14 protein-coding genes are annotated in these 19233 nt (G+C 39.3%); 3 read left to right on the top strand and 11 right to left on the bottom strand.

Annotation, left to right across the window (positions count from 1 at the left end; genetic code table 11):
- The first annotated feature begins 72 nt into the window (after window positions 1-72).
- Entirely contained in the window at window positions 73-909 is an 837-nt protein-coding gene (locus L0668_RS00950; RefSeq protein WP_235310187.1) for a D-hexose-6-phosphate mutarotase, read from the top strand.
- 107 nt (window positions 910-1016) lie between these two features.
- Here L0668_RS00950 and L0668_RS00945 read toward each other — a convergent pair whose 3' ends face one another.
- Window positions 1017-1763 (bottom strand): hypothetical protein, encoded by a 747-nt coding sequence (locus tag L0668_RS00945; RefSeq protein WP_235310186.1) that lies wholly within the window; start codon window positions 1761-1763, stop codon window positions 1017-1019.
- 561 nt (window positions 1764-2324) lie between these two features.
- Between L0668_RS00945 and L0668_RS00940 the strand changes: the two genes are divergently transcribed.
- On the top strand, window positions 2325-2597 hold the full coding sequence (locus L0668_RS00940) for a TMEM165/GDT1 family protein (RefSeq protein ID WP_235310185.1): 273 nt from the start codon (window positions 2325-2327) through the stop codon (window positions 2595-2597).
- A gap of 104 nt (window positions 2598-2701) precedes the next feature.
- Here the strand turns inward: L0668_RS00940 and pnp are convergent, their stop codons facing one another.
- From pnp to L0668_RS00915, 5 genes are all read right to left on the bottom strand, one after another.
- Window positions 2702-4819: a polyribonucleotide nucleotidyltransferase gene (pnp, locus tag L0668_RS00935; RefSeq protein ID WP_235310184.1), complete on the bottom strand. Its 2118-nt coding sequence runs from the start codon at window positions 4817-4819 to the stop codon at window positions 2702-2704.
- A gap of 261 nt (window positions 4820-5080) precedes the next feature.
- Window positions 5081-8614 (bottom strand): PVC-type heme-binding CxxCH protein, encoded by a 3534-nt coding sequence (locus tag L0668_RS00930; protein ID WP_235310183.1) that lies wholly within the window; start codon window positions 8612-8614, stop codon window positions 5081-5083.
- A gap of 52 nt (window positions 8615-8666) precedes the next feature.
- Complete coding sequence (locus L0668_RS00925) at window positions 8667-9869, bottom strand: MFS transporter (protein WP_235310182.1); 1203 nt, start codon at window positions 9867-9869, stop codon at window positions 8667-8669.
- Between the two features lie 44 nt (window positions 9870-9913).
- Window positions 9914-10756: a sugar phosphate isomerase/epimerase family protein gene (locus tag L0668_RS00920; protein ID WP_235310181.1), complete on the bottom strand. Its 843-nt coding sequence runs from the start codon at window positions 10754-10756 to the stop codon at window positions 9914-9916.
- A gap of 3 nt (window positions 10757-10759) precedes the next feature.
- Window positions 10760-11896, bottom strand: a complete 1137-nt coding sequence (locus L0668_RS00915) for a Gfo/Idh/MocA family protein (protein ID WP_235310180.1) — start codon at window positions 11894-11896, stop codon at window positions 10760-10762.
- A 160-nt stretch (window positions 11897-12056) separates the two neighbouring features.
- Here L0668_RS00915 and L0668_RS00910 point away from each other — a divergent pair, with 160 nt between their 5' ends.
- Complete coding sequence (locus L0668_RS00910) at window positions 12057-12809, top strand: AraC family transcriptional regulator (RefSeq protein WP_235310179.1); 753 nt, start codon at window positions 12057-12059, stop codon at window positions 12807-12809.
- A 79-nt stretch (window positions 12810-12888) separates the two neighbouring features.
- On the opposite strand, the gene L0668_RS20625 is transcribed toward L0668_RS00910, so the two are convergent.
- The 5 genes from L0668_RS20625 to L0668_RS00890 are packed head-to-tail and all read right to left on the bottom strand — an operon-like array spanning window position 12889 to window position 18953.
- A complete protein-coding gene (locus tag L0668_RS20625) occupies window positions 12889-13011 on the bottom strand; it encodes a hypothetical protein (RefSeq protein WP_268820142.1) in 123 nt (40 codons plus the stop codon).
- Window positions 13008-14495, bottom strand: coding sequence for a carboxylesterase/lipase family protein (locus tag L0668_RS00905; RefSeq protein ID WP_235310178.1), 1488 nt, complete (start codon window positions 14493-14495; stop codon window positions 13008-13010). The genes L0668_RS20625 and L0668_RS00905 overlap by 4 nt, the downstream gene beginning before the upstream one ends.
- On the bottom strand, window positions 14492-15379 hold the full coding sequence (locus tag L0668_RS00900) for a poly(ethylene terephthalate) hydrolase family protein (RefSeq protein WP_235310177.1): 888 nt from the start codon (window positions 15377-15379) through the stop codon (window positions 14492-14494). The genes L0668_RS00905 and L0668_RS00900 overlap by 4 nt, the downstream gene beginning before the upstream one ends.
- Before the next feature lie 46 nt (window positions 15380-15425).
- Window positions 15426-17912 (bottom strand): glycoside hydrolase family 95 protein, encoded by a 2487-nt coding sequence (locus L0668_RS00895; RefSeq protein ID WP_235310176.1) that lies wholly within the window; start codon window positions 17910-17912, stop codon window positions 15426-15428.
- A 3-nt stretch (window positions 17913-17915) separates the two neighbouring features.
- Complete coding sequence (locus L0668_RS00890) at window positions 17916-18953, bottom strand: alpha/beta hydrolase (RefSeq protein ID WP_235310175.1); 1038 nt, start codon at window positions 18951-18953, stop codon at window positions 17916-17918.
- Between the last annotated feature and the right edge of the window lie 280 nt (window positions 18954-19233).

Raw genomic sequence — 19233 nt, 5'->3', positions numbered from 1 at the left:
ACTATTACCTAGTCGCCTTTTTTGATCCTAAGCTTTACTGCTAAATACAAATCATACATTCTAAGGACTTACATGTTACTCACTGATTCAACCAGCATAATCACTCGCGAAAATATTCAAATATTGGTTATTGACAATAAGTTAGCCAGTGCAGAGATTTCATTATTTGGTGGGCATATTTTAAGTTTTATACCTAAACACGATAACAGACAAAGATTATGGGTCAGCCAAAACGCCGTACTTAATGGTAAAAAAGCCATACGAGGTGGGATCCCTATTTGTTGGCCATGGTTTGGTGACCATAAAGACAATCAATTTTCAGCCCATGGTTATGTGCGTGATCAACAATGGCAAATCATCAGTAGTGCAGAAACACCACTTGGTACACAGGTCGTGTTGCAGCCTACTAGCAGCAGTGGTGCTGGTTTTGACGGAGATACTCAGCTGAGTTTATCGATCATGGTGGGTAAAGATCTAAATATAAAACTGTCTACTAAAAATGTCGGTGAAACCAGCTTAAGGTATAACTGCGCCTTACACACTTATTTTGCTATCCACGACATTCATAATTGTGAGTTAACTGGTTTAGAAGGAAACTACTTAGACAAAACCCAAAACTTTGACAGTTTTGAAACCCCAGTACCATACAAAATTGGTCAAGAAACAGACAGAGTACATTTGCATAAAGCGCCCAACATCCTGATCAAAGATAAAGATATAAACACCCAAGTTCAATCATCTGGTCACGATAGTATTATTGTTTGGAACCCTTGGCAGGATAAATCAATTAGTATGGGAGACATGGCAGATGATAGTTACTTAACTATGATTTGTGTAGAAACAGCCATCACTCAAGGTCAAAATGTAGCGGCTGGTGAAACCCATGTACTAGAACAAGTCATTAGCTAAACATTCATACACTGCACAATAATTCATACACTGCATAATAAAATGCGTAATTAAAAGGGCCGATAAATCGGCCCTTTGATTAGAAAATAAATATATGCCAACTCAAATTAGAATCGGTAACCTATACCTAAAGCAATCACAGGATAGGCTTCAAAATCAGAAATATCTTCTTCTAGGTTCGCGACTTCACGATCAACGTTCGCTTGAAATTCTTGGGCTTGTGGACTGTTACCGTCGACATCAAAGGTACTGCCTTCAAAACCTACTGCTTCTGCACTACCACTTACATTCAGCTCAACCTCTGGGGCACCTGAAAACAATACACCCAACTCAAATGAGAACATCCAGCCAGATGGCTCAGAATTTCCCCAACCCAATCCAAAATAACCAGCTGAACCACTGCCTAATGCAACAGAAGTATTAACCAATAAGGGGTCACTTTGACTACCACGATATTCTTGATCACCTATTTCAAAAATCTCAGTCCCATCACTAAGTGCACTTCCACGTAACTCGTTGCTATTGGAGTAGACACCACCAGTGACACGAAATGTGCCTGAAAATGGGCGCCAATCAGCTAACACACCGTAAGTAGACAGATCTATCTCACCGTTATAGTCGATACCGTCTTCTTCAAATGTATCATCATAAGAATAACTATTTGCTTGCAATCTAATATTAAAGTTCGGATTAATTCGGTAATCAAACTCTAATCCTGGGCCTAGTGTACTGCCTTTTAGGCTTATACCAACACCTGCTGACTGAACTTCTTGCGCCATAACCTGAATAGATAAAACTGAGGAAAAAACACCAACAGCTAGGATTGATATAGCCTTACTCGTTACTTTTTTCATAAAGGTCCTTGATAAATTATGAATGGAATAAACAGCGTTGATTTTCTCATGAAAAACTTTATACGAGTAGAATTTTGATAATACCCATTACTTATTTTTAATACTATTAGGGGCTGTTGATCTTTGTTTTAATATTTTATACAGATACAAGTTAACGCCTAGCAGCTAGGTAATAACCTAAAATAAATTCCTATTGGTTTTTACTGTAGAGTCACTTATTCTAGGCAATTATTTAGTCGCCTCGGAAAGAGGCGTTGGAACTTGGTAATACCATTCCATCTAAATATGTGATCACTCAGAGTGCATCCAGCGGTTTTTGATTGAGGCGTCGCTATGTAGTAATGGTTGTTCCCTTTCAAATAGTGAGAACAAAAAGCATAACCGGCTGGGGTGCTCCTTCCAGACGAGTTTTAAAAGAGCTTACACTGCGTTCTACGACTTTGAAATAGCACTAGCTGCCTTTTAATAAAGAGCTGTCAATCATGCGCCTTGTTTAAGCTCTTTAAACTCTCGCTGAGAGACTACATATTTAGATGGAATGGTATAAATAATGAGAAGTGTATGGACTGGAAAATATTTTTAACTATATTTGGAGCTGTATTTATTGCTGAATTGGGCGATAAAACTCAGTTGGCAACTATGCTGTTTGCTACGGATAAAGAGGTCAGTAAATACACTGTATTTTTTGCCGCTTCTGCAGCACTCATTGTGGCTTCAGCATTGGGGGTTTTGGCTGGCTCACTATTATCAGAATACATCAACGAGAAATATCTTCATTATGTTGCAGGTGTTGGTTTTATCGGTATTGGTATCTTTACTTTATATAACGCCTAGTGCCAACCCATTAAATAATCAATCTCTTCGCGACAATAAAATAACAAACAAAAAAGGAGCCTTGCGGCTCCTTTATAATAGATTAACTTAAAGTTAATTGAAGATTATTCATTACCTTCAGCTGGCGCTTCTGCTGCTGGCTTTTCGATTAAGTCTTTGATACTTAAACGAACACGGTTTTGACGGTCGATTTCAACAACTTTTACGTCTAAAATTTGACCTTCTTCTAAGAAGTCAGATACCTTGTTAACACGTTCGTGAGCGATTTGTGAAATATGAACTAGGCCTTCTTTGCCAGGTAAAATTTCAACGAAAGCACCGAAATCTACGATACGTGTCACTTTACCAGAATAAGTTTTACCGGCTTCAACTTCAGCTGTAACTTGCTCAATCTTAGCAATAGCTATTTCAGCTTTAGCTAATTCAGTAGCGAATATTTTGATAGTACCGTCATCTTCGATTTCGATATTACACTCAGATTCTTCAGTGATAGCACGGATCATCGCACCACCTTTACCAATTACGTCACGGATCTTGTCTTGTTCAACTTTCATTGTATAAATACGTGGAGCGAACTCAGACATTTCTTCACGGTGACCAGAAATCGCTTGGTCCATAACACCTAGAATATGCAAACGGGCTTCTTTAGCCTGCTTAAGGGCAACTTGCATGATTTCTTTAGTGATACCTTCTATTTTGATATCCATTTGTAGAGCAGTGATACCACCAGTTGTTCCGGCTACTTTAAAGTCCATGTCACCTAAGTGATCTTCGTCACCAAGAATGTCAGAAAGAACCACAAAGTTTTCATCACTCTTCACAAGCCCCATAGCGATACCAGCAACAGACGCCTTAATCGGAACACCCGCGTCCATTAGTGCTAAAGACGTACCACAAACAGAAGCCATTGAAGACGAACCATTTGATTCTGTGATTTCAGATACCACACGTACTACATACGGGAAATCTTTCTCAGACGGCATAACCGCTTGAATACCACGTTTAGCTAGACGACCGTGGCCGATTTCACGACGCTTAGGCGAACCAACAAAACCAGTTTCACCTACACAATATGGAGGGAAGTTATAGTGAAGCATGAAACGGCTATCTTCTTTGCCATTTAAGCCATCAATCATCTGTGCGTCACGCTCTGTACCTAAAGTAGCAGCTACGATTGCTTGAGTTTCACCACGAGTAAATAAAGCAGAACCGTGTGTACGAGGTAACAAACCAGTGGCTACGTCTAGTGCACGGATCATTGCAGGATCACGACCATCAATACGTGGCTGACCAGCTAAAATACGTGAACGTACTACGTCACTTTCAAGCTCATGTACTAACTCAGATACTTCTTTAGCATCTTGAGCTTCGTCAGCAGCTGTAATCTCTTCAACTGTTTTGTTAGTGATAGCCGTGATGGCATCTTTACGCTCCATCTTGTCAGAGATTTGGTAAGCTTCAGTAATACCTGCTTCAGCCAATTCTTTGATTTTGTCTTTAAGAGTAGTATTTTCAGCTTCTGGAGCCCAATCCCATTTAGGCGTGTTCACTTCTGCAGCAAACTCGCTCACTGCTGTAATAACAGTTTGCATTTGCTCATGGCCGTACATAACAGCACCTAGCATCACTTCTTCAGACAATACATCTGCTTCAGATTCAACCATCAATACTGCACCTTCAGTACCAGCAACCACTAAATCTAGTTTGCTAGCTTCAAGTTCAGAAGTACGTGTATTTAATACATATTGCTCATCAGTATAACCAACACGAGCTGCACCAACAGGACCGTTAAAAGGCATACCTGAAATAGCAAGCGCGGCAGATGTACCGATTAAAGAGATGATATCAGTCGGGATTTCTGGATTAGCAGAAACTACAGTCACAATAATTTGAACTTCATTCATGAATCCGTCAGGGAACAATGGACGAATTGGACGGTCAATTAAACGCGAGGTTAATGTTTCATATTCAGAGGGACGACCTTCACGTTTGAAAAATCCGCCTGGGATTTTACCCGCAGCGTATGTACGCTCTTGATAGTTAACCGTTAATGGGAAGAAGTCTTGACCTGGCTTAGTGTCTTTTTTACCAACAACAGAAACTAATACAGTTGTATCGTCCATGCTTGCTAAGACTGCAGCAGTTGCTTGACGAGCAATTACGCCGGTTTCAAGAGTAACAGTATGCTGACCATACTGAAAAGATTTAGTAATAGGAGTCATTTTTTTCCTTTAAATTTTAATATTCGAATAACTCATGTTGAATTATTCATTTTGCTTTTCATATATCGCTTTCAAATGCGGCGCATAGTATAGCGGCTAGTGCTGACTAAAAACAGCAATTGCCTACGATTAATATGAAAAATAGAATATTTTCAATCATTAGCTCAAAAAAATACTGCTCATAAAAAAAATCCGGTAACTAAAGATTACCGGATCTTAAATTGTATGAATCTCTAATACTTTGATTTACATTGCTATATATTAATTTTCTACTGCGACAACCTTCATCACACCTTGCATGATTTGCCAATGCCCGGGAAAAGTACAAATAAAGGGATAATCACCAGGCTCGGTAGGTACGGTAAATTTAAGTGTGGTTTTTGAATTGGGATCTAATATTTCAGTAGCGAATAACACCTCTGGTATATTCGGTACGTAATGTAATTCAGCGCCATTTGCACTCGTTGCCAACTTGTCAGCCGCTTGTCCTACTTTATCCTTCTGACCTGGCTTGGTAATTACAATGTTATGTTGCATGTAATCAGGGTTAGAAAAAACAATCTCAATTGATTGCCCAGCTTGTACTTCAAAATCAGTGACATCAAATTTCATTGCACCTTTTACAACACTAATTTCAATGATAGTACTGTCAGCTTCTTCTAAAGACGTTCTTGCCATACCGTTATCAACAGAAGCATAAGAATTAAATATTACACTTGCGAATGATGCACCTTCAAATACATCAATATCGTCATTTTTAGATTCAAACACTTCTGCAATATCATATTTCCATGGGCCACTTAGTGGAATTTGTTGACCTTGGCTAAGTTCAATAAACATTTGTTTAGCGGTGCCATACATACCGCCCCCTTGTGCGTCATCTTGAACACGCACAGCAATAGTATTTTCACCTTTATTTAACAGGCCTTTTGCGATGTCGTAAACTCTGTCTTTCTCAAAACGACTTATCAGTCCACCTACTTTTGTACCATTAATATAGGTAACGTCTGAATCATCAATAGGACCTAAAGAAATCTTACCGCTACCATCACCTATACCTTCAGAGATGGTAAAGTTTTTCCGATACCAAATTACGCCGTCCATATCGAGCCCAGCACTTTCACTATATTGCGGTAAGTCCATAGTTGACCAATGACTATCATCCAAGCTTTTAACTTCTCTTGCTACAGGAACCAAATCAAGCTCTTTTACCTCTTCTAATTCGACTTCTTCAGCTGGAATTTCTGCCGTTGGATTATTAATTAAGTATGATTTAATAAAGCCATCTTTATGTTTAGCGCTAGCAATGTATAAAGCGTTGGCTAACCAAGTGTCATTTGTTATCGCAGAGTTTTCACTTAGTTTGTAAAGTGTTTGACCTAAACTTTCAGACGCTGGCCGATGAGAAAAATAAAGTAAAGCTTCTAATTGCACAACTGGGTCCTTGTCAGTAAGTAAACCGCCCGACATCATTGCGTTGTCGGTCTCAGTTGATTTAGGCAGTATTTGAATAGCCGCTTTGCGCACAATCCCAGACTCATGATTAAGAGCATTTAATACTAGCTTTTTGGCCATAGGATCAGTATTGACAACCCCCAAACCTTTAATTGTCCACAATGCATGTAGCACTGCTACATCTGCACTGCTACTTTCGATTAACTTATACAATTGTGGTAAAGCTTTGAGGCTTTTGTTCTCAACTAATAGACGTTGTGCTGTTAAACGCCAAAATAAATTGTCATTTGTTAATGCATTAACCAATTCGTTGGTACTAAACGAGCCTAATGTTTGCTTAACTTTTTCAAAGTCAATCTTGCTATTTTTCTTATCAACAACACGCCAAATTCTGCCCCGAGACTTATCACGTAAAGGGTTAATATATGCGGCCCCTTCCCCCCTTTCAGCATCATAGCCGCCGCGACTTTCGGACGGTGTAGGGTTATGTTGAATAATGAAATTATACCAGTCTAATATCCAAACTTGTCCGTCAGGTCCTACTTTTGCTTCAACAGGTGATACCCACTCATCGGCGCTTGCAAATAAATTGCCGCCGTCCTTTTCAAGGTAGCCAGCACCATCTTTTTCAATTACTGCCATATGCACTAAGTTACCCGTTGGTTCCGTCACAAAGGCGACTTTATTCCAAAATGATTCAGGGTAACTTTTTGCCGTATAGAAATGATGACCAGATGCTGCTGTAAAACCTCCAAACACATCAACTTGCCTGATTTTTTGGGTAATGGGTTTAATGTCATAGTGGCCGTCTATTTTGGCACTGCCTTTTTCAGGCAGTCCTTTAACATCAGTAAAATAAGTACTAGGGATACCAACAAAAACACTATGAGTATTATTGGCAGTAGAAGCAAAAATAGCGTTATCTTCATTAATGCCTAAGCCCCAAGTATTGTTACTTGTTTTAGCAATATGTTCGAAATCACTTAAGTCTGTATTAAAACGATAAACACCTTGACCAAATTTATGCTCTTTATTGAGAATTTCACCTTCAAATCCTGAATACCCAACAGCACCGTATATTTTATTGTCAATGCCTTGCTGCAAGTTGGAAGGGCCGGCGTGAGTATCGAACACCCCCCAACCATTAAATAATTCTTCCCTTACATCCGCTTTATCATCTCCATCCGTATCTTTTAAAAACAAAAAGGAAGGTGCTTGCGCAACAATAATACCGCCATTGGCAAAGGTAAAACTGGTGGGGATATTTAGGTTTTCAGCAAAAACAGTGACCTTATCTGCTTTACCATCATGGTCGGTGTCTTCTAAGATTTTAATGCGATCATCACCTAAACCATTTTCACTATGAATAGTGTTAGGATAATCAACTGTTTCAATCACCCATAAACGACCTTTTTCATCCCAATTCATTGCAATAGGATTAATAATGTCAGGCTCGGCAGCAAATAACTGCAATTCAAAACCTGCTGGTACTTGAATTAACTTTTGTGACTCTTCAGGGGTTAATGGCAGTTGATATTGAGGAGCGGGATCTCTTTTTTCATAGTTGGGTACATTCGCCACACCATCATATTTTAATGTAGGGATGGTTTTAACGTATTCCTGCCATTGTTTTTTAACAGTAGGCTCAACAGCCCATAAAATGCCTTGTTTGATTAATTCTTGAAATTCTGGGTTATACCAAGTTCTTTCGTCATGCCCATATGCGGTATAAAAGACTTTTCCTTTACCATGAGATTTCACCCAGGTATAAGGTTCACGATGCTCGCCATCAACACGCTCCATTAATACTGTAATATCGTCAGCAAATTTAGTATGAACATAGGTTTCATCCCATGTTGAGAATTCAGTTAAAGACTTACTAAGGCTGTGCTCATGATTAACAATTTCACCCGTGAATGTTCCCCTACCGTGGGTAGAAAATTGAGCCCCTACTAACTTGATATATTCTTCAGAATTTCTAAAACAAAAACTCGCAGAATGAATAGGTATAAAAGCATTACCTTGATCAACAAAATCCAACAAGGCTTTTTCTTGCTGCGGAGATATTTCATCATGGTTAGCGTAAATAATGAGACCATCATATAAACTTAAGGTCGAGTCATTAAGAGCAGATGCTTTATTGGTATAAGTAACGTTAATACCACTTGTAGCAAGCGCCGAGGCTAATACTGGCATATATTTATTGGCATCATGATTTTCTTGTTCATGACCCAAAAATAATATTTCAATTTTTCTAGCTTCATGACTAGAGTTAGCAGGGGTGGAGCTGGAACAACTTATTAAAAAGCTGAACACTGTTATTAAACATATAAATCTCATAAGTAAACCTTAAATATAAATTTCACGAAAAATATAAATTTCACGAATTAACTCAATTAATTGCTCTAGTCTTCAACCAAAAATACAGACCAGTAAACAATACAATAAGGATCAGTGGAAACATCACCATAGTACCTAACGTTGCCTGACCCGTTGCTAGCTCAAGTTCACTCCCTATTAATCCAGCAGCCAGACCGTCTGCTCTATTCGAATCAATCCAGCCTCCAATAATGGGTTGGAATACAGCAGAAGAAAACATCCCTACCGCCCCAATAATCGATAAACCTAAAGCGCCACTTTTAGGAATATATTGGGCAATGAACCCCAACATGTTTGGCCAAAAATAAGCGATTCCTAAACCAAAAAATATTGCTGCAACATAAGCCATTGCACCTATTTGTGTGCTAAACAAATACACACCTATAGTTGTAAATATAGAGGAGCCTAATAAGACACCGACTATGCTAAATCGTTTAACAACCTCGCCACCAAAAAATCTGGCTACAGCCATAAGGCCAGTAACTAACGCTAGTATCACCATAGGTTCTGCGCCACTTTCTTTGAGTGTTAATTGCACCCATTGTTGAGGCCCAAACTCTGAAATAGAGGTTAACCACATACAAGCAAAGATAAAGATGAATAATGGTGTAGTAATCGCTTTCAAATTGCTAGAAATCGAAGCCTCTTCAACTGTTTTGGCTTTTGGCCATTCCTGCCCCCAAAACAAATAAGCGTAAATAATAGTAGGCACTAAAATCACCGCTATTTGGCTTTGCCAGGACATTTCAAATGACGTCATAAATTGTGAAATTAAACTGCCAATCACAATCCCCCCAGGAAACCACATATGGAACCGGTTCATCATTTTACTCATAGTATTGCCTTTATAACTGTCGGCAATCATGGGGTTACATGCAGCTTCAGTACAGCCATTACCTAAACCAATTAATAGTGTAGAAATAATTAATCCCCAAAAACTAGTGGCAAATATAGTCAGTACAATCCCTAATGCATGCGCCAAAAAAGCAAACTGCATAATGACCTTGCCGCCTACTTTATGATAAATAAGTCCTCCAACAATCATTGAAAGAGGAAAGCCTAAAAACCACATTGAGCTGATATAACCCAGCTGTTGTGCAGTAAAATGAAGCTCAGCGCCTAAAGAATCGAGCACTCCTGCTCTGATACTAAAAGAAAAAGCAGTCGTAATAAGTGCAAAACAACTAGCAATAAAAAGCCTATTTGTATTGTTCATGATCTAACCCTTGTGTTGTTAGTTATTATTTAGATAAGGGAATGCTAGCCAAACCAATAAGAACGAATTAATTCGAAACCTTTGGAGTAGCAATCTTTTTCTGACGTATACAGCTCTCTCCATAAATGTAGATTTTTTCTCAATTGTTCATGCTTCCAAGAAAAGGCTTCTACAGTCAACCATCCATCATATTCAATATGCTTGAGGGCAGTAAAAACCTCATTAAAATCAATTAACCCAGCACCAGGCGTCCCCCTATTACTTTCTGAGATTTGTACATATTTAATATTGGAGCCACCGTGAATAATTGCATCTCGCATATTATTCTCTTCATAGTGAGCATGATGGGTATCTAGTTGTATACCTAAATTAGCATGAGGATTTAAGTTTATTAACGCCTGAGTATCAGCCATGGTGTTACAAAGATAAGACTCAAAATGATTTAAATATTCAACTGCAATGCCAATATCAAACTGTTGAGCATACTCTGCTAAATCGTATAACCCGTTTGCCGCCCACATCTTTTCTTGCTCAGTTGGGAAGTTTCCCGTAAATATAGCCGGGGCAGAATGCAAAGGACCACTTAACATCTTGCTCCCCAATAGGTGACTCATATCTACTGCCCATTTCAGAAAATCAAGACCAGCAGCTCGTGCTTTAGGATCCTGACTAATTAAATGTTTATCAGGCAGGCCTAAAGACATAGTAGTGCATTCCAGTCCAGCATTTTTAATGGCTTGAGCGACTAATTTATAGTGGGTTTCATCCCCCGCCATTAAAGGTATTTCAACACCATCAAATCCGGCAGCTTTCAATTTTTCAAAATACTTAAAGTGTTGTTGCTCGACAAAATCAGTCCATAAAAACAAACTTACGCCTATTTTCATTTTCTAAACCTTGTTTTTAATTATTGTGAATTCAGGCAGGTCTAACTTTATTCCACCCTGAAGGGCTGACTCATGAGCTAAAATGCCCACACAACTTATATTGGCTGATTGTTTAGCATTTGGATAAGCGTCTTCGCCAGTTAATAACATATTGATAAAGTTATCTACTAAATGAGGGTGTGAGCCACCGTGCCCATCTCCTTGGGTAAATGAAAGGTGGGTATTGCCGTCGTCATCGTATACACCTTTGCGTGTATATTTCTGTATTTCTTCAGGTAAACGATGAGCAAAATCTGGACATACCTGCTCTTCTGGGATCTCTGGTTCAGGTTTACCAGCGGTATGTACAATTAAAGGATTATGTTCAACAAGTGGCCACTCTACAGATTTTTGAGAGCCGTATACTTCTATGGACTCTCTATATTGGCGAGCTGTATCAAATAAAGAACGATAGACATGGGCGGTCACATCAGAATCTTTTAATTGAATATGACAACTTTCAACCGCAAAAGGAGAGTTATAATGGCGATGCAATTCTTCACGAATTGTACCTGAACCAAAACATGAAACTGATTCTGCTTGAGACCTTGCTAAACCCAAAATAGGCCCCACACAATGGGTCGCATAATGCATAGGAGGTAATCCCGGCCAATAGTTCGGCCAACCTTGCATATCTTGTTGATGGCTTGCTTTTAAAAATTGTATTTTGCCTAATTCACCTTTGTCATATAAATCTTTCATAAACAAAAATTCACGAGCATACACCACAGTTTCCATCATCATGTATTGCAAGCCTGTTGACTCACACAAGTTGACAATTTCCTCGCACTCCTCAATGGTCGTAGCCATAGGTACAGTACAAGCCACATGTTTACCCTTTTTTAGTGCTTGGATAGACTGTTCACCATGATTGGGGATGGGAGTATTAATGTGTACGGCATCAATATCCGGATCGTTTAATAATAACTCATAAGAAGTATAGACCTTTTCAATCCCAAAGGATTTGGCAATCTCATCTGCTTTTTCTTTATTGCGTTGACATACGGCCACAACTTCAGCATTTGGGTGATCTTTATAAATTGGTAAAAACTCCGCACCAAATCCTAATCCTACCAATGCCACTCTAATTTTTTTAGTCATAAGAATGTTTTATTTTTGTAAAATAAACCTTATAAATGATTATCTTCTACGCGAAAATAGACTCACGATGAAAATAATACTGTTTTTCGATAAAGATAAACTATCATGGTTAATTTTTTGTTAATTGTATTAAAGCTAAAATATTTAGGAAAAAAACGACATGGGATTAGAAAACTCAAAATATCAAACAAAACTTAACTTTTTATCCCGTGTCAAACCTGACATGAATTTCACTTCACTTTTTGAAGAGTTACCGAATATTTTATTTTTTGCTAAAGACGTAAATGGCGTCATAGTTTCGGTGAATAAACTATTTGCTCAACATTGTGGGTTTGAAAGTGAAGAGCAGCTAATTGGCCTCTGTGACAATGATATATTTGCGCCTGAATTAGCAGAACAATACAAACAAGATGATCAAACTCTAATAAAATATGGGAGAACCAAAAAAAATATTGTCGAACTATTTCCGAATTACCTAGGCGATCCAACATGGTTTTTAACCAGTAAAATACCGCTTTTAGATAGCAGTGATAATATTATTGGTCTGTGCGGTACTTGCCAAAGCCTAGATGATTCTTCGCACTTTATTCGTCCGTACCTAGCCCTTTCCGATGCACTTGAGTATATAAAACATAATTACCATACAAAAATTCTAATTGAAGATCTTGCGTCTATAGCCCATTTGTCAGTCCGACAGTTTGAAAGAAGATTTAAAGAAACCTTCAAAACCACAAGCCACCAATACATCATTAAATTGCGTATCATGAAGTCTTGCAAAATGTTATTAAACGAAAATATGACCATAGCCGACATTGCTATCAACACAGGGTTTTATGATCAAAGCGCGTATACAAAGTCCTTTAAAAAATACATAGGTAAAACCCCGACTCAATATCAAAAAGAGCATAAATAGAAGCTGCTGCAAGTTACTTCTATTCGATAACTTAATACTGATATAAGATTGTAAGTATTCGCAGACAAAAGAAATTGTATTACTGATCTGCCCAAGCTTTACCTTCAGCTGACCGGCGCCAATGAAAATATTTGTCTAATTCTCTAAGACCAGTTTCATCTGGCACATCACCCACTTTCGGCTGTTGCTGAAAATACATCACACTATTGGAACCTGCCTTAAACTTCGGCCAATGGGGTAAGTTTCACTATTTGGGTTACCGGTTTTAGCAAAATTAGTCCAGTAGGTGGCAATTTTTTCGGACATTTCAATATCAACAGCAGAAACTTCCGGGCTATTTTCATCTAGTTGCTGAAAAACATAAGCAACGTCTTGAGCGTGGGGAGAACCTTGGCCAAATTTTGGCGATTCTGTTGGATAATCTGGGTGTTGATCAAAATAATATAAATACGTTGGCGCATCACTATGTCTAGTTTGTAAACGCGCCCAGCTCCATGAGTGCCAGCCAAACGCGGCGTCACGAATTAGGTTGCGTGCACTACGTGTAATTTTACCTTCTGTCATCCCATAAGCGGTCTTTAATTTTGACGCATGCTGACCAAAACGAGTATCAACGTCCGTTATAAATTGTTTGGCATCTGGATTCCATACAAAACTTAACCCCTCATCTGAGTTATATCCCATAAGTGCTGGGACGTGGTTAAACGCTCCTTTTTCATAAAGCTTGAATTGATCATCTGGTATAACATGGCCATCGACTATTGGCCAGCCGCCCGGTAACGACCAACCTTTGGGAATAAACTTTTCTGCTGGCAGTTTTCTGAGTTCATCAATAGAAGGCTCCCAATTAGTAGTCGTTTCAAATTGTTTAGCATACTCAACTCCTTCGGCTTCAGCTTGCTTAAGTGATATCATGTTTTCGCCTGGGTAAGTTTGTTTACGAGTAGGCCCAAAAGAACCTCCGCTTTGCGAAATAGCTTTATGAAATAATCCATCGGCTAATGGCGAAGCAGCAAGCATACTGACAGAAATACCACCAGCAGACTCGCCAGCTATAGTCACATTTTTCGGATCACCACCGAAAGCTCTTATATTTTTTTGAATCCACTCAAGTGAGGCAATCTGGTCAAACAAGCCATAGTTACCAGATATTTGCTGAGGATTTTCCGCTGACAACTGTGGGTGGGCTAAAAAGCCTAACTGACCGACACGATAAGCAATGGTAACAACAATAACCCCTTTCTCTGCCAATTTTGCCCTATTAAATAGAGGGTCTGACGCACTACCAAAACTAAATCCACCTCCATATATCCATATAAATACAGGAATATTATCTTTAGTAGACTTAGCAGGTGTCCAAACATTTAGATATAAACAATCTTCGCTCTTCCCTGAATAAGGCTCTCCGCCTTGCATTGGCGATGGCGCAAATTCCGTGGCTAGCTTAATACCTTGCCAATTATCAGCTGGCTGAGGAGCTTTCCAACGTAAAGGTCCTACCGGTGGCTTAGCAAACGGAACCCCCTTAAATACAGCGACTTCTTTTTCGCTATTAGGCTCAAAACCACCCTGCAAAACTCCTTGCTCAACGGTAACCTTATCCAATGTTTTGGCACTCACATGGGCGTTCAGAAAAGCGACTACCGATAACCATACTGACATTCGTATAAGCGTAGATTTTTTCATTTAATACCTTCAAATTGTTTGCCTTTGACGCTCCAGCCGGCAAAATTATCAAGTTTGCCAGCGAGAAAGATTGGCGCATAGGTATCTTGCTCCTTTAACTGCCAATCCAACCATTTTAGGGCCAGACTGGCAAATGAACCGCCGCGAGGTTGATTAAATGTGCCCGAGTGGCCGCCATCTAAATCGTTAGCCAAAACAACTGGTACATGGTCAATTCGTTGATAATCAAGCTTAGCGTTTGGAGTCGCAACATCCGAATCACCGCCCACAAGATATATAGTAGGCCCATGCAGTGACGCCAAGGAGCTTCGATCCGCTTGAGCCATGCTCATATCACCAATGCCAGAGTTGAACATTAAATAGGTCTTTACGCGGGAATCACTCGCCATAGCCAACAACTGAGCGCCGCCACAAGAATGACCAGCAAAGCCAATCTTGTTTAAGTCGACAGCGTGATAATATCTACTGTCCTTATCTTCCGACGTTTCGCTAAGCCAATCAAGTGCCTTCCCCATCATAGCGTTGGTTACGTTTTTAAAAGGACGATCATCTTTAACCTTTTGTATTGACCCAAGCGTAATCACCAAATAACCGTGGGATGCGATTTCTGTCAACATCCGTTCATATTCCAAGGAACTATCACTACAAGCACCATTAGCAAAAATTATCGCCGGAAGGCGTTGTTCTGATTGTAACGTTTCCTGAAGATTTTTAGGCTGGTAGATCACATATCCAGGCAGCAAAGAGTCTGAAGAAACGATCGCTTTATATTTACCACTTCCACCATTATCTATTACTTTGGTATCTGTTATCTCTGCATAACTGCAGTAAGAAAAACAACAGAACAGACTGCTTACAAGAAAGCGTGTGAACAAATTGTGCATTTTTATTTCCTTAATTAATGTAATACCCAGTGTTTAGTAGGACTTGTTACTGCCCCCAAATATAACTTTGCCCAGCCTTGGTATTAATCTCAGATAAAAATGAGTTATCCAGTGACAAGGTAGGTAAGTTTTTATTGGTGTGTTTTATAAAGGGTTTATCTTTCGGTAATTCGTAGAACGGGTTGCTATTTGAGCCAGTGGCAATAGTAGTTTTAAAGCCTTGTTCTTTAGGTAATGGGGCATAGGTGCGTAAACGTAAATTACCACCAAGACGAGAGGTGACTTTCAGATAATTCACCTCGCCGTTTTGCCATTTGATATCCACTATAAATCCTCCGCGAGCAACCAAGCCTTTTACTTCGCCTGCAGGCCACACTTCTGGAAGTGCTGGTAACAGATGAATACTGCCGTCATGGCTTTGTATCAGCATTTCAACCACACCCGAAGTAAAGCCAAAGTTACCATCAATTTGAAATGGCGGATGTGCGTCAAACATATTTGGATAAGTGCCGCCCGCTTCACCAGAGGTTGCTTTCACCAATTGAATTTGATCCTTTATTAACTTTAAAGCTCGGTTACCATTTAACAAACGCGCCCATAAATTAATCTTCCAATTCATAGACCATCCCGTGGACGGATCGCCTCTTTGCTCAAGGCTCACTTTCGCCGCATTAAATAATTCAGGGGTACGAATAGGTGAGATCAAATTACTTGGGTAAAGACCATAAAGGTGAGAAACATGACGATGATGATCTTCAGGGTCGTCCCAGTCTTGCAGCCATTCTTGCAATTGATGATATTTACCTATTTGCATGGGAGGTAATTTATCAATAATGCCTTGCCATTTTTGTATCGAACTATTGTCTAAGTTAAGAATTTTTGCTGCACGTATACTGTGTGAGAAAAGATCGAACAATAATTGATTATCTAAAGTCACACCTGCTGCAATTTTTTGTCCAGTAACAGGTGCTGGATTTTCAGGTGACATAGACGGCGATACGATCAACCAGCCAGTTTTTTCATCGAGTACTAAAAAATCTTCAAAGAATTCACAAGCTCCCTTCATGATAGGGTAAATACTTTTTAAGTGGGTTTCATCACCGCTATATAGGTATTTTTGCCACAGGTGTTCAACTAACCAAGCGTTACTTGTTGGCCATGAACCCCATGACCAATCGATAGCACCACTTATTCGCCATATATCCGTATTGTGATGGGCCATCCAACCTCGTGCCCCATACATTTTTTCGGCTGCTTCGCGGCCTGATTCGGCTAATTCTCGCACTAATCGAATATATGGCTCATTTAGTTCAGTGAGTTGCGTCACTTCTGTTGGCCAATAATTCATCTCAAAATTGATGTTCAGTGTATATTTGCTATCCCAAGGGGGCGTAGAGTGTGGATTCCATATTCCCTGTAAATTCGCAGCTTGGGAACCGGGTTGGGATGAAGAAATCAGTAAATACCTACCAAACTGAAAATACAAAGCGACTAACGAAGGGTCGTATCGATTTGCGAACTCTTTAATACGAATATCGGTAGGCTCTTTAACAAATGAATTGCTGCCCAAATTCAAAGACACCCGATTAAAGTACTCTTGATAAAATTGCGTATGTTCTTGTAATGCTGACTGATAAGCCTTGTTGACGCCGGTCAGTTTTTTCTCAGCCATATACAAATAGTTTTCTGCTTTTCGTAGGGCATTGGCATTGATGTCTTTATAATTATTAAAATTAGTAGCTAAAGAAGCCACAATAATCACGTCTGAAGCATTGGTGATATTAAGTGATTGATCACTTTGTTCTATTTGCCCGTCATGTTTGACTATTTTCACCAAATTCGCCAATTTGACTTGGCCCTTAATGCCTTCATGATCTATAGATGTGCCTTGCATTAACAAGCTAGCACTCTTGGTTATGACGCTAACAGGCATTTCGTCGGGATGGGATAAAGATATAGAAAAATTCAAAGCATTTTTTTCGCTTGCAGTCAGGTGGATAATAATCACGTTATCCACAAATGAGCTAAACACTTCTCGTTGATACTTCACATCATCGATTTGATAACGGGTTGTAGTTAAGGCATTTTCTAAATCTAATTCCCGATAATAATGGGTATAGTTTTGATGACCTGAAAATTCTAAATTGAGTACCCCAGCCGATTGATAAGGCATGCCTTGTGCCCCTTGACTGGTAATGTGTTTTTCTGCCATTTTTGATGCTGCATCATAATCACCAATACTCAGCAACCTTCTTATTTCTGGCAGTGCTTCTTTGGCACCTACATTTAGATTATTGTGTGGGCCGCCCGCCCAAAAGGTATCTTCATTTAATTGAATTGTTTCAGTTGCTACACCACCATAAACCATGGCTCCCAAGCGGCCATTACCTATAGGAAATGCGGCTTCCCATTGAGAGGCAGGTTCGTTATACCATAGGGTTTGCGGGCCTGGATCTGCTAGTGCGCTTCGCCCCCATGTAATGACAATGCACAAACAAAATACTAAACACCCATGTATTTTTTTCGTAGCCATTACTTAATTTCCACTATTTTTAGGTGTAAATACATCATTTAAAAACGTAATCATGTCATTGACTATTGGCACGGCTAATTCGGCAAAACAGCCACTTGAATAAGGAGGGCAACCACTATCTAAAAATCCGTGTGTTCTATTCTCGTAAATTTTAAATTTTACAGTTTGTCCTGCTTGTTTAAGCAGATTGACATAATTTTCTGCCGACTCAGGAGTGGTCATAGTATCGTTGCGCCCAACCAACACAAATTGCGGCGGCAGCACATAGTTTTTATGTTCTACTATATAATGCAAAGGTGAAACAGCGTGATAATACTCTGGGTTATCTTCCACATTAATATTGTCACCAAACATACCGCGAGCAGACGCATTAGCCCATTTCCAAAACGGATTGGAGTTTTTTTCAAAGCCACTTTTAGCTACTCCATGCATATCAAATGCAGCGTAACTTAAAATAGTCGCTTGCACTGCTAAGCCATCTTCCGCTGCCACTTGTTCTGATGTTTTGCCAGTAGGTAAATAACTAGGAGTGAATCCAAGTTTCTCTGCATTAAAACTATCATTCTGTAAATTACGCCAGGCCAATGTCACCATAGCCGCAATCTGTCCACCAGCACTATCGCCAGTAACGGCCACTCGAGTTGGGTCACCATTATATTTTTTTATATTATCCTTCACCCACAAAACAGCGCCCATAGCATCGTTAATAATCTCGTTAGGGGTGGTAGTGTTATTCACGCTAGCAAGTGTGCGGTAATTCATATTCACCACAACAATATTGGCATTACCCGCAATATGACGAGACAAGTCGGTCATGATTTCTTTGGTATTTAATAGCCAGCCACCACCATGGTAAATAATAAGCACAGGCATTTTTTTGTAGCCTGTATCCGGCACATAGATGTCCGTTGTGAGTTTAAAACCTTTAGGTTGTGCCCATTCGATATCTAAAAAAGAGTTAACTTGATGTGCAGCAAAAACAGGTTGGATACATAGCAAGAGTAAAACAGCTAGCGGTTTAAATAAGATGGATGGTTTCATATTTTTGCTTTTCCTTAATAAGTTTTGCATAAGTTGCCAATGAGCTGATTTGTTAATAATTGTCTCCGAGAACCGCACTGTAAACCCTGCGTTACTAATATGTTATTGCTATATTAAGTAATTGATTAATTTCTTTTAACAAATGCAGTAGTTTTTTATATACGTTAATGTTTTTTACAGATGGTGCTGAGTTGAACAGAGCAATTGTATTGTGATAGTGGAGAATTTCATTGGAGATTTTCACCGTTTTGTAAAGTAAAAACGTAACAAACTGCACCAA

The sequence above is a fragment of the Paraglaciecola algarum genome (assembly GCF_021532655.1).
GTDB lineage: Bacteria > Pseudomonadota > Gammaproteobacteria > Enterobacterales > Alteromonadaceae > Paraglaciecola > Paraglaciecola algarum.
This window is presented reverse-complemented; position numbering and strand designations above follow the sequence as displayed.